Annotated in this window: 11 protein-coding genes; 2 read left to right on the top strand and 9 right to left on the bottom strand. The window is 62.9% G+C overall.

Features of this window, described 5'->3' with window-relative positions; all coding sequences use genetic code 11:
* Nucleotides 1-7: 7 nt before the first annotated feature.
* Nucleotides 8-637: an alpha/beta hydrolase gene (locus M1D99_RS05865; protein ID WP_053124997.1), complete on the bottom strand. Its 630-nt coding sequence runs from the start codon at nt 635-637 to the stop codon at nt 8-10.
* A 148-nt stretch (nt 638-785) separates the two neighbouring features.
* Between M1D99_RS05865 and M1D99_RS05860 the strand changes: the two genes are divergently transcribed.
* Entirely contained in the window at nt 786-1,223 is a 438-nt protein-coding gene (locus M1D99_RS05860; protein ID WP_434574412.1) for a Z-ring associated ZapG family protein, read from the top strand.
* 245 nt (nt 1,224-1,468) lie between these two features.
* Here the strand turns inward: M1D99_RS05860 and M1D99_RS05855 are convergent, their stop codons facing one another.
* The 8 genes from M1D99_RS05855 to ehuR form a co-directional block, all read right to left on the bottom strand.
* Entirely contained in the window at nt 1,469-2,854 is a 1,386-nt protein-coding gene (locus M1D99_RS05855) for an aspartate aminotransferase family protein (protein WP_434574411.1), read from the bottom strand.
* Nucleotides 2,851-4,338, bottom strand: a complete 1,488-nt coding sequence (locus tag M1D99_RS05850; RefSeq protein WP_434574410.1) for an NAD-dependent succinate-semialdehyde dehydrogenase — start codon at nt 4,336-4,338, stop codon at nt 2,851-2,853. The genes M1D99_RS05855 and M1D99_RS05850 overlap by 4 nt, the downstream gene beginning before the upstream one ends.
* A 130-nt stretch (nt 4,339-4,468) precedes the next feature.
* On the bottom strand, nt 4,469-4,948 hold the full coding sequence (locus M1D99_RS05845; protein WP_434574409.1) for an Lrp/AsnC family transcriptional regulator: 480 nt from the start codon (nt 4,946-4,948) through the stop codon (nt 4,469-4,471).
* A gap of 309 nt (nt 4,949-5,257) precedes the next feature.
* Entirely contained in the window at nt 5,258-6,259 is a 1,002-nt protein-coding gene (gene doeB, locus M1D99_RS05840; protein ID WP_458131507.1) for a N(2)-acetyl-L-2,4-diaminobutanoate deacetylase DoeB, read from the bottom strand.
* Nucleotides 6,260-6,262: 3 nt separating this feature from the next.
* Nucleotides 6,263-7,453, bottom strand: coding sequence for an ectoine hydrolase DoeA (doeA, locus tag M1D99_RS05835; RefSeq protein WP_458131506.1), 1,191 nt, complete (start codon nt 7,451-7,453; stop codon nt 6,263-6,265).
* Nucleotides 7,454-7,492: 39 nt separating this feature from the next.
* Nucleotides 7,493-8,485, bottom strand: a complete 993-nt coding sequence (locus tag M1D99_RS05830; RefSeq protein ID WP_458131505.1) for a cyclodeaminase — start codon at nt 8,483-8,485, stop codon at nt 7,493-7,495.
* A gap of 22 nt (nt 8,486-8,507) precedes the next feature.
* Nucleotides 8,508-9,479 carry a hydroxyectoine utilization dehydratase EutB gene (gene eutB / locus M1D99_RS05825; RefSeq protein ID WP_458131504.1) on the bottom strand — a complete coding sequence of 324 codons (972 nt, stop codon included), beginning with the start codon at nt 9,477-9,479 and terminating at the stop codon, nt 8,508-8,510.
* A 363-nt stretch (nt 9,480-9,842) separates the two neighbouring features.
* Nucleotides 9,843-11,237, bottom strand: coding sequence for a MocR-like ectoine utilization transcription factor EhuR (ehuR, locus tag M1D99_RS05820; RefSeq protein ID WP_434574405.1), 1,395 nt, complete (start codon nt 11,235-11,237; stop codon nt 9,843-9,845).
* Nucleotides 11,238-11,527: 290 nt separating this feature from the next.
* On the opposite strand from ehuR, the gene ehuB reads away from it, so the two are divergent.
* A complete protein-coding gene (ehuB, locus tag M1D99_RS05815) occupies nt 11,528-12,385 on the top strand; it encodes an ectoine/hydroxyectoine ABC transporter substrate-binding protein EhuB (RefSeq protein WP_458131503.1) in 858 nt (285 codons plus the stop codon).
* Nucleotides 12,386-12,418: the final 33 nt, after the last annotated feature.

Genomic DNA, 12,418 nt, shown 5'->3' with positions numbered 1-12,418 from the left:
ACTGCTGTCAATTCGAGAGGCGCGGCAGGATCAGATCCTTGAGATCAGTCAGCTTGCCATGAAAAAAGTGTCCGCATTCTGCCACTTTCAGCAGCTCATGGGGACGTTGGAGCGTGTCGGACCATGCGTAAACCAGCTGCGGATCGACCACTTCGTCGGTTTCCGGCTGGATCACGGTCAATTCGCCACCGGTCGGCAAAGGCGACTGCTCATCCAGGCGCATCACCGCCGGGGCCACCATGAACAAGTGCTTGACCGGTTGTCCCTGGGCTTCCAGGCGCCCGCCCAGGCTGGCGGCGACGAATCCGCCGAAGGAAAAGCCGAACAGGGTCAGGGGCAATTGCGGGTATTTTTCCCGCAGCCATTGGGCGACCGCCTGGGCGTCGTCCACTTCACCAGTGCCCATGTCATGAGTGCCGGCACTGGCGCCCACGCCACGATAATTGAAACGCAACGTAACCAGCCCGGCGTCCCGGGCGGTGCGTTGCAGGGTCGAGACCACTTTGTTGAGCATGGTCCCGCCCTGCACCGGGTTCGGGTGGCAGATCAGCGCCAGGCCACGGGGGGCCTCGTTGTCCAGGTACAAGGCTTCCAGTTGGCCCACGGGGCCATCGATGACTACAGGGGTTTCGCGCATAAGCAAGGGAAAGAACTCCGTGACCCCGAATGGGGTCGACTCGTCTAGCTAAAAGTCTGTGCCTGGCATGATTGCGATGTTCTTCGCGGTATACAGCGCAGGTCCGAGCCGTTAACGTAAAGCAAAGCCGTTTATAGAGGAAGGACTCGTGGAACACTCGCTCTTAGTTTGGTTGTTGCCGACTCTTGCCCTGGTTGCCGGTGTCGCCATTGGATTCCTGCTTGCCCGCCTGCTGCCCAACGCGGTGCCCAACAGCACCCAACGTCAGCTGGACGACATCCAGGAACGTTTCGACAGTTATCAGAATGAAGTGGTCACCCACTTCAACAGCACCGCCTCTCTGGTGAAAAAACTCACCCAGAGCTACCAGGAAGTCCAGGATCATTTGTCCGAGGGTGCCAATCGCCTGGCCCTGGACGAGCAGACTCGCCAGCGCCTGCTGGCTGCCCTGCAAGCCGATACGGCACAGACGCCACGGGAACGCCTGACCCCACCCAAAGGGATCCAGGAACCGCCACGGGACTACGCGCCAAAGGCCCCGAATTCGCCCGGCATGCTCGATGAGCATTACGGTTTGAAGAAGTAATTTCCAAGCGACACCCAAAAGCCCGCCCGATCCCATGATCAGGCGGGCTTTTTATTGGTTCCAATTCCCTATTTCAATTTGATCTCCCGTGGCGAGGGAGCTTGCTCCCGCTGGGCTGCGGAGCAGCCCTATAGCAGCGAACTCGATTTTCCTGGCACACCGAGTTGCCTGGTTTTGGGGCCGCTTCGCGGCCCAGCGGGAGCAAGCTCCCTCGCCACAGGGATCGGTGTACTGAGGCATCTCAGTTAAGCCAACACCTCTTCTGCCACCTGGTCGATAGCCCCTTTGGTGATGTCGACGATCAGGTCCGCATCCTCCCGGGTCAGGATCAGCGGTGGGGCGAAGCCCAGGATGTCGCCGTGGGGCATGGCGCGGGCGATCATGCCGCGCTCCAGGCAGGCAGCCGAGACCTTCGGGCCGACTTTGAGTGCCGGGTCGAACGCCGTGCGCTGTTCGCGGTCGGCCATGAACTCCACGGCGGCCAGCATGCCGTCGCCGCGAACCTCCCCCACCAGCGGATGACCTTCCAGCGTTTCACGCAACCGACAGTTCAAGTAGCCGCCAACATCCTCGGCATTGGCCGTGAGGTTTTCCCGTTCGAGGATGTCGAGGTTGGCCAACGCCGCCGCTGCGCAGATCGGATGCCCGGAATAGGTCCAGCCATGGCCCATGGCGCCTTCGGCCTGGGAGGCCTTTTCAATCACGCTCCAGACCTTTTCGCCGATGATCACCGCCGACAATGGCGCATAGGCGCTGGTCAGCCCCTTGGCGGTGGTGATCAGGTCCGGCTTCATGCCGTAGCGCTGGCTGCCCATCTTCGACCCCAGGCGACCAAACGCGCAGACCACCTCGTCGGCAATCAACAGCACGTCGTACTTCTTCAACACGGCCTGGATCGCATCCCAGTAACCGGCGGGCGGGACAATGATGCCGCCGGTGCCCATCAGCGGTTCACCGATGAACGCCGCCACGGTGTCCGGGCCTTCGGCGAGAATCATCTTCTCCAGCTCATCGGCGCAATAGCGCACGAATGCCGCTTCGTCCATGCCCACCGGGGCCTTGCGATACCAGTGCGGGCACACGGTGTGCTTGACCCCTTCCACCGGCAGGTCGAAATGCTGGTGGAAGGTCGCCAGCCCCGTCAGGCTGCCGGTCATGATGCCCGAACCATGGTAGCCACGGTCCCGCGAGATGATCTTTTTCTTCAGCGGCCGGCCCAGCACGTTGTTGTAGTAGCGCACCAACTTGACTTGGGTCTCGTTGGCATCGGAGCCGGACAATCCGTAGTAAACCTTCTTCATCCCTTCCGGCGCCCAGTCCATGATGCGACGGGACAGTTCGATGATCGCCTCGCTCGAGTGGCCGACGTAGGTGTGGTAGTAGGCCAGTTCCTTGGCCTGCTTATAGATGGCGTCAGCCACCTCCGTGCGGCCGTAGCCGATGTTCACGCAGTAGAGCCCGGCAAAGGCGTCGATGAACTCACGGCCCTCATGGTCGCGAATGCGAACGCCCGACGCGCTCTTGATGATCCGGCCCTTGAGCGCGCCGCTGGCGTGGTCATGGGCGTGGGTCGAGGGGTGCATGAAATGCGCACGGTCTTGTTCGAACAGCGTGTTGAATTCTTGGCTCATGCGGACTCTCCTGGGAACTGGCCTTGATGGTGCAGGCAAAAATATTTGGTTTCGACAAAGGGCTCGAAGCCCTCGCTGCCACCCTCACGACCAAGGCCGGAGGCTTTCATGCCACCGAAGGGGATCGGGTGGCCGGTGAACTTGACGCCGTTGACCGCGACCATGGCGTGGTCGAGACGGCGAATCAGCGGATAGATGACGTCCAGGCGGTTCGAACAAATATAGGCCGCCAGTCCGTATTCGGTGTCGTTGGCCATTTCGATGGCTTCGTCCAGGGTGTCGAACGGCATCACCCCGGCAATGGGCGCGAAGTTTTCTTCACGGTAGATGCGCATCTGCGGCGTGACATCGGCCAGCACGGTCGGTTGATAGAACAACCCGCCCAAGGCGTGGGCCTCGCCCCCCACCAGGCGCTGAGCGCCTAGCGCCAGGGCATCGGCGACACGATCAGCGGTCGCATCGAACGCCGCCTGGTGCATCAACGGCCCGACATCCACGTCCTGTTCCTGTTGACCGACCATGGCCGGCCCGACGCGCAAGGCACGCACCGCTGCGGCGAAACGACTGAGGAACGCTGGGTACACCGGGCGTTGCACCATGATTCGGTTGGCCGCGCAGCAATCCTGGCCCGAGGTCTGGAACTTCGCTTCCACAGCGACTTTCACCGCCAGCGTCAGGTCGGCATCGGCGCAGACAATGAACGGCGCGTTGCCGCCCAGTTCCAGCGCGACTTTCTTCACGTCATGGGCCGCCGCTTGCAGCACCAGCTTGCCGACCCGGGTCGAGCCAGTGAAACTCACCGAGCGTACACGACGGTCCTTGACCAGGGTTTCCATGGCCATTTGCGGCTCGCCCAAGACTACGTTGAAGACCCCGGCGGGAAAGCCCGCTTCCTCGGCCAATTGCGCCAGGGCCAACGCTGAGTACGGCGTTTCGTGGGCGGGCTTGATCACCACCGTGCAGCCGGCAGCCAGGGCCGCGGCGGCCTTGCGGGTAATCATCGCCGAAGGGAAATTCCACGGCGTGAGCAGCGCGCAGACGCCCACCGGCTCCTTGATGGTGCCCAGGTGCGCATTCGGGATATGGCTGGGGATGTTCTGGCCGTAAAGGCGCCGGGCTTCCTCGGCGAACCAAGGGATGAAGCTGGCGGCATAGACGATTTCGCCACGGGACTCGGCCAACGGTTTGCCCTGCTCCAGGCTGAGGATGTGTGCGAGGTCATCGCTGTGTTCGGTGATCAACGCTGCCCAGCGCCGCAGGATCGCGCCGCGCGTCTCCAGGCTCTGCTCGCGCCACGCCGGGAAGGCGCGATGCGCCGCGTCCACCGCCGCGACGATCTGTGGCTGATCGAGCATCGGCACATGGCCGATAACCGTGCGGGTGGCAGGGTTGTGCACCGCGATGCTTTGGCCACTGTCGCTGTGGACCCAATGGCCATCGATGTAGCAAAGCGCTTTGAACAGCAGCGGATGTTGGTAAGGCATGACGTTCACTCCAGAGCGTGTGCGTGAATCCATGCTAGGGCAGCGGCGCTTGGGCTTTCGGGTGTTTGCGCGTGGTCAGACCTTGGCTTTTTTCTGGAAACGACCTGCTGGACAGTGTTTTCTGCGGTGCTCAGGAAGAGGACGCCAACTCCGCCGGCAAGGCACCGGCAGTCTTGATGGTCTTGGTGACGATGTAGGTGAAGTAGCGTTCGATGCCGAGGTCTTCGAGCAGCAGTTGATCGACGAAACGCTGGTAGGCATCAACGTCCGGTGCCTGGATCATCGCCAGGTAATCCACACCGCCACCGGTGGCGTAACAGAATGCCACTTCCGGCGCGGCGATCATGCGTTGCTCGAAACGACGCATATCCTGGGCGGTGTGCCGGGCCAGAGTGATCTCCACCAGCACCTGCTGGCGCTTGAACACCGCGCCCCAATCGATCTGCGCCCGGTAACCGATGATCAAGCCCGCCGCTTCCAGCTTGCGCACCCGCTCCCAGGCCGGCGTCACCGACAGGTTGATGGCCTCGGCCAGGCTCGACTTGGTGATGCGCCCATCCTCGGCGAGGATCTGCAGGATCTTGAGGTCGTAGCGATCGAGTTTGTGCATGGGGCCGGGCTCCGGGTGGTTAAAAACTCAGACTCAACGCAGGCCTTTGTGGGAGCGGGCTTGCTCGCGAAGAGGCCATCAAACTCAACATATCCATTGCATGTCACACCGCGTTCGCGAGCAAGCCCGCTCCCACATTTATCTGTGGCGAATCACCAACCTGCAATCACCGTAAATCCCTGTGGGAGCGAGCCTGCTCGCGATGAGGCCATTACATTCAGCACCTCTATCATCTGTTATACCGCCATCGCGAGCAGGCTCGCTCCCACAGGTTTTATATGTACACAGGAAATTTGTGGCTGGCTGTTATCAAGCCAACACATCCGCAATCACTACCAACGTATCGCCACACTGCACCAACCCGGGAAAGTGCCGGGCCACCAGCAGGCCGCTGCGGGCGGCGCGGTATTCGACCGGGGCGACGCCGCTGCGGGTGGTGTCATGGATACGCGCCACCACCTCACCCTGGGTGACGTTTTCACCAAGATCACGGCACATTTCCAGCAAACCGTTGTGTTCGCTGGCGATGAAACAACTGGCGTCCGGCATGTCGAGCACCAGCGACGGCTGCAGCTCGATCGTGCCCCGCAGGATGCCGGCGTGGATCAGCAGGTTGCGCACCCCGCGCTCGGCAATCGCCACGCTGCGGGCGGTTGATGAACCGCCGCCGCCCAGTTCGGTAGTGACAAACACCTTGCCCTGGGATTCGGCCGCCGTGTCGTACATCGCCCCGGCGTCCAGCTCCAACATGCGCATGCAATACGGCGCGTTGAACGCCAGCATCCCGGCCTCGCAGCGGGCCTGTTGCTGTTTGTCCGGCAAGACGTGGCAGGCGGCGAACGGCAGGAAATCCAGGGTCCGGCCACCGGAGTGAATGTCCAGGACAATGTCCGCCAACGGCAACAACGTGCGATTGAAATAGTCGGCGATTTTCTCGGTGACGGTGCCGTCCGGCCGGCCGGGAAAACTGCGGTTCAGGTTGCCCTTGTCGATGGGTGAAGTGCGGCGCCCGGCATGGAACGCCGGGGTATTCATGAACGGCACGATGATCACTCGCCCGCTGACGTCCTCGGCGGTCAACTGCTGGGCCAGTTTGCTCAAGGCCACCGGGCCTTCGTATTCATCACCGTGGTTGCCACCGCTGAGCAGCGCCGTCGGGCCGCTACCGCGCTGGATCACGGTGATGGGGATCATCACCGCGCCCCAGGCCGAATCGTCCCGCGAATACGGCAGTTTGAGAAAGCCGTGCTGCACGCCCTCGCGGCTGAAGTCGATCGTGGCGCTGATGGGATTGTTGGGCAAGTCGGGCATGGCTCAATCCTTCACAAACAATTGACGAGGCACGTTGCACAGCGTCTCGACGCCGGTCTCGGTGATCAAAATGCTCTCGGTGATTTCCAGGCCCCAATCGTCCATCCACAGCCCCGGCATGAAGTGGAAGGTCATGCCCGGTTGCAACACGCTGTTGTCGCCAGGGCGCAGGCTCATGGTGCGCTCGCCCCAATCCGGCGGATAACTGATGCCGATGGGGTAGCCGCAACGGCTGTCCTTGTGGATGCCGAACTTCTCCAGCACCTTGAAAAACGCCACGGCGATGTCCCCGGTGATGTTGCCCGGCTTGGCCGCGTCCAGGCCGGCGGCGATGCCTTCGACCACGGCTTTTTCACCGTCGAGGAAATGTCGGGGCGGCTTGCCCAGGTAAATCGTCCGCGACAACGGGCAGTGGTAACGCTTGTAGCAACCGGCGATTTCAAAAAAGGTCCCGGCGCCCCGTTCGAACGGCGAATCGTCCCAGGTCAGGTGCGGTGCGCTGGCATCGGCGCCGGTGGGCAACAGCGGCACGATGGCCGGGTAATCGCCGCCATGACCATCGGCACCGAGGATGCCGCTGCTGTAAATCTCGGCCACCAGTTCGTTCTTGCGCATGCCCGGTTCGATGCGTTCGAGGATCCGGCCGTGCATGTTCTCGACGATGCGCGCGGCGATGCGCATGTAGGCGATTTCCTGGGGCGACTTGACCGCGCGCTGCCAGTTCACCAGGCCCACCGCGTCTACCAGCGTCGCGTCGGGCAAGTGCTTTTGCAGCGACAGGTACGCGGCGGCGCTGAAGTAATAGTTGTCCATCTCCACGCCGATGCTCAGCGCCCCCCAGCCACGGGCGATGATTACCTCCCGGGACAGGTAGTCCATGGGATGGCGCTCGCGGGACTGCACGTAGATGTCCGGGTAGCCGACGATGTTGTCGGCCTGCATGAACACCGTGCGCTTGGCACCGTTGGCATCCTGGCCGCGACCGAACCACACGGGCTCGCCCTCCAGCGCCAGCAGCACGCACTGGTGCACATAGAACGACCAACCGTCATAGCCGGTGAGCCAAGCCATGTTCGACGGATCGGTGACCAGCAGCAGCTCCAGGCCCTGGGCCTGCATGGCCGCGCGAACCTTCGCCAGGCGCTGGGCGTATTCCTCCCGTTTAAACGGAAGATTGACGACGATCTCTGACATCCACCTGCCCTCTGTTCAATAACTCATGAAGAAAATGATCTAGCGACCGAACGCAAAGCCCTTGCCCGCCGCCCTCGCCCGCTCGAACGCCAGGTTGGCGATGGCGGTGTCCTGGGCGCCGGTGCCGGTCAGGTCGCAAAGCGTCACTTGCGCCGCATCGGAGCGCCCCTGCCGTTGCCCTGCCAATACTCGTCCCAACTCAAGAAGCGCCAGGTCATCGCGTACGGTGCCGGCCGCCAGGGCGTGGTGCAGTTCGCCGAGTACGCGGGTCTGGCTCAGGCGATCGGCGACATAGCAATCGATGGCCGCCAGGGCTTGCGGGGAAATTTCGTTCTTGTGCTCCGCGTCCGACCCCATCGCCGTGATGTGCAAGCCAGGGTGCAAATGGCGGGCTTCGATCAGCGGCTCGCGACTGGGGGTGCAGGTGATGGCGATGTCCACGCCTTCCAGGGCAGCGTCAATGGAGGCGCAAGGCGTGACGGCCAGTCCGCTGTCACGCGCCAAGTCTTGGCTGAACGCCTTGGCCTTTTGCGCATCGCGCGCCCAGACCCGCACCTCGTCGATGGGCCGCACCAGGCGCAGTGCCTGAAGCTGCAACGCCGCCTGCTCGCCGGCACCGATCAGCGCGACGCTGCGGCTTTCCTCGCGAGACAGGCAACGCGCCGCCACTGCCCCGGCCGCTGCGGTGCGCACGGCGGTGAGGTAACCGTTGTCCAGCAACAACGCTTCCAGCAAGCCGGTGCGCGCCGAGAGCAGCATCATCATGCCGTTGAGGCTGGGCAGGCCGAGCTTGGGGTTATCGAAAAAACCCGGGCTGACCTTGATGGCGAAGCGTTCCAGGCCCGGCAGGTAAGCGGTCTTCACATCCACTTCGCCGTTGTGCTCGGGAATGTCCAATCGCAGGATCGGCGGCATCGCCACGGCGGCGGTGGCCAGGAGCACGAAGGCCTGCTCGACAGCGTCGATGCTGGCCAGGTCGAGGGCCACGCAACTGCGCAAGTCGGCTTCGCTCAATAGGGTGACGTCACTCATGACAGGGCTCCGTTAACAGTTATCAGGCATTGGCACCAGCGATCACGCGGGCATGTTGTTCGATGTCGACGTTGCGCCCGCTGACCACCAGGACGATGGGGCCGCGCGGCTCGACCAGGCCGTCGAGCAGCGCCGCGATGCCCACCACGGCGGCGCCTTCGAGCACCAGGCGTTCGTGGTGATAGGCGTGGCGGATGGCATTGGCGATGGAGGCTTCCGAGAGCAGGTGCAGGTCATCGCGCAATTGCCGGGTCATGGCGAAGGTGTAGCGGTTGTCCGGGCCGATGCCGCCCCCGAGGGAGTCGGCCAGGGTCGGCAACTCTTCGATGTCCACCGGTTGTCCGGCGGCGAGGCTGGCGTGCATCGCCGCACCACGGGCCATGCTGATGCCGTGGACCTGGATCGCGGGGTTGGCACCTTTGAGGGCCAGGGCAACCCCGGCGAACAGGCCGCCGCCGGATAACGGCACCAGGACCTGGGCCACGTCCGGCTGCTGCTCGAGGATCTCCAGGCCGAGGGTGCCCTGGCCGGCGATGATCGCTGGGTGATCGAAGGGCGGTAAAAACGTTGCCCCCTGCTCTCGGGCGATGCGCTCGGCTTCGCGCTGGGCATCGTCCTGGGACTGGCCGACGATGCACACCTCGGCGCCCAAATCGCGAATCGCCTGCACCTTGTTGGCCGGTACCAGGTTCGACAGGCAGACAATCGCCCGGACGCCCTGCTGCGAGGCCGCGTGGGCGAGCGCCCGGCCATGATTACCGGTCGACGCGGTGACCACGCCCTGGGCCTTCTGCTCGGAACTGAGTTGCGCGACGGCATTGCTCGCCCCGCGCAGCTTGAAGCTGCCGGTGATTTGCAGGGCTTCCAGCTTGAGGTATACGGGCACGCCGATCCGTCGCGACAGGCTCGGGGAATGCTCCATGGGCGTGCGCCTGACCTGCGACTCAATGCGCTGGCGGGCGAGGTAAATGTCCTGAAGCTGCAACCCTGTCATGACTGCGTCCCGAGCAGATGTGTTGGGCGCAGTCTAAGAGGGCTGGATTGTGGTGATGAATGTACTAGGGCAATTTAAATCGATTACTTGCCCCCGCCACAAATCCCCTGTGGGAGCGAGCTTGCTCGCGATGAGGCCCTCACAGTTAACCTCCCTGCTGGCTGTCACACCGCCTTCGCGAGCAAGCTCGCTCCCACATTTTTGGGGGGGCAAACACAAATCCAGCGACCGCCGCAAATCCCCTGTGGGAGCGGGCTTGCTCGCGAAGGCGGCGGCACATCCAGCATTGATGTGACGGGCAGACCGCTTTCGCGAGCAAGCCCGCTCCCACAAAAAGGGATGAGTCGCTCACACATTCGGCGTTTAGAAATCATGAATCTGCGGATACTGGTTGAAGATCTCGCGCATGCCGATCAGCGCATGGCGCATTTCTTCATCGCTGCATTCGGCGCCGACACACACTCGCACCGCGCGCGGCCGGGGAGTGCCGCGTACGGTGAACGGGTCGGGGGAAGTGACGGCGATGTGCTTGTGGCGCAGCGCCCGCACCAGGCTGTCCACTTCCCAGTGGGGCGGGATGCCGATCCAGGCGTTCAAGGCATGGGGATGCTGGGCCAATACATGTTCGCCCATGTACTCGCTGACCATCGCCTGGCGTCCGGCCAACAGGCGCCTTTGCAGATGCAGCAACGAATCGGCGCGCCCGTCGCGGATCCAGCGTGCGGCGATCTCCGAGACCATCGGCGTGGCCATCCAGCTGTTCACCCGCAAAATGCTCTCGGTGCGCAGTGCCAGGCGCTTGGGCACCACCAGGTAACCGATGCGCAACCCCGTGAGCACCGACTTGGTCATGCTCGTGCAGTAGAACGACAACTCCGGCAGATAGTGACTGATGGGCGGCGCGCGGCGTTCGTCCAGCAGCGGACCGTATACATCATCCTCGATAATGTGCACACCGAAGCGCCGGGCGATCTCGGCGATTTCCCGGCGCCGGGCGTCGGGCATCAGGCTGGTGGTGGGGTTGTTCAGGTTCGGTGTGCACACCAGCGCCGTGATGCGCTCGTTGCTGCACATGTCTTCGAAATGTTCGGGATCGATGCCATGGCGATCCATCTCCAGGCCCTTGAGGGTGAAGCCCAACACCTGGGAATTGCCGATCACGCCGTGGTCGGTCAAGCCTTCGCAGAGCACCACATCGTCGGGGCCCGCCAGGGAAGCGAGCGCCAGGAAGATCCCATGGGCCGCGCCGTTGGTGATCAGCACATCGTTACGGTCGACTTTCAGCCCTTGCCGGCCAATCCACTGCGCCGCCGCTTCGCGATGGGACTCGAAACCGGCGATGGGCCGAAACGCGTGAATCCACGGCTGGTCCTCTTCAGTGCTCAGCGCCGCGCAGGTATCCCGCCAGGCCTGGTCGTGCTCGCGAGTGTGGAGGATGCGAGTGATGGAAAAATCCACCAGCGCCCGCTCGGGGCTGTCGAGTATGTAGGTGGCGACCCGGTCGCTCATGCGCCGCGAAACAAAACTGCCGCGCCCTACTTCGCAACGGACCAGCCCTTGGCGTTCAAGCTCCTTGTAAGCATTGGTGACGGTCTGCACGCTGATGCCCATGGCGTCGGCCACCTGCCGCTGCGGCGGCAGGCGCTGGTCGTTGGCCAAGGCGCCCTGTTCGATATCGTCGGCGATGGCCTGCACCAGGATCTTGTATTTGGATTCACCGCTGCGGGCGAGGTCCAAGGCTGATTTCCACTTATCCATAACGGCTGCAACCGGCGTGAGAACGGGGGCGCACAGCATTGCGCGGCCATGGCGGCAAAGCAATTGTCCTAGTGCAATACAATCCGCGTCGGGGCTTTTGTATGCTCGGTCCAAGGTCGTCCTCCAGGCGGGTTCATTGCCCCGATAAAAAGCCGGATCGACCTGTACCGGCGCCGTTACCGCTTCCAGGCCCCGCCCGGATCCGCCGCTGTACGCTTTGCTCTTGTCACACTGCCTCCTAACACAGAACCGTCCGCTGACGGATCCACAAGAAACAGGAGATTTTATCGATGAGCAATTTTCTTCCCAGCACTTTCACACCCTTGCGCCGACTCTTGTTGACTTGTGCCGCACTGGGCCTGGCCGGCAGCGTTCAAGCGGCCACCTTGGATACCGTCAAAAGCAACAGCAGCATCCGGATCGGCTACGCCAACGAAACCCCATTCGCCTTCACCGAAACCGACGGCACCGTCACCGGTGAGTCGCCGGAGATCGCCAAGATCATTTTCGCCAGGATGGGCATCAAGCAGGTCAATGGCGTGCTCACCGAATGGGGCTCGCTAATCCCTGGCCTGCGCGCAGGTCGCTTCGATGTGATTGCCGCCGGCATGTACATCACCCCGGCGCGCTGCAAGCAAGTGTTGTTCACCGATCCGCAGTATCAATTGCCCGACGCCTTGCTCGTGGCCAAGGGCAACCCGAAAAAACTCCACAGCTATGAAGACATCGCCAAGCAACCGGACGTGAAGCTGGCCATCATGGCCGGCACGGTGAACCTGGCCTATGCCCGCGACTCCGGGGTCAAGGACGATCAGATCCTCCAGGTCCCCGACACCACCGCGCAGTTGCAAGCCGTGCGCGCCGGTCGCGCCGACGCGGCCGTCGGCACCCAACTGACCATGAAGGGCCTGGCCAGCAAGGGTGGCGACAAAGTAGAGGCGATGACCGAATTCAAGGACGATCCGTCCCACATCGGCTACGGTGCGCTGGCCTTCCGCCCCGAAGACAAAGACCTGCGCGACGCGGTCAATGCCGAGCTGAAGAAGTGGCTGGGTTCGGAGGAACACCTCAAGGCCGTCGCGCCATTCGGTTTCGACAAATCCAACGTCACCAGCAAGACCGCGGCCGAGCTTTGCGCTCAGCCCTAATGGCACGCCGAAACGGGCATGACGCGCAGAGCG

Source organism: Pseudomonas sp. R3-41 (assembly GCF_054161485.1).
The sequence above is the reverse complement of the archived record's forward strand: the minus strand, read 5'-3'. Positions and strand labels throughout refer to the sequence as shown.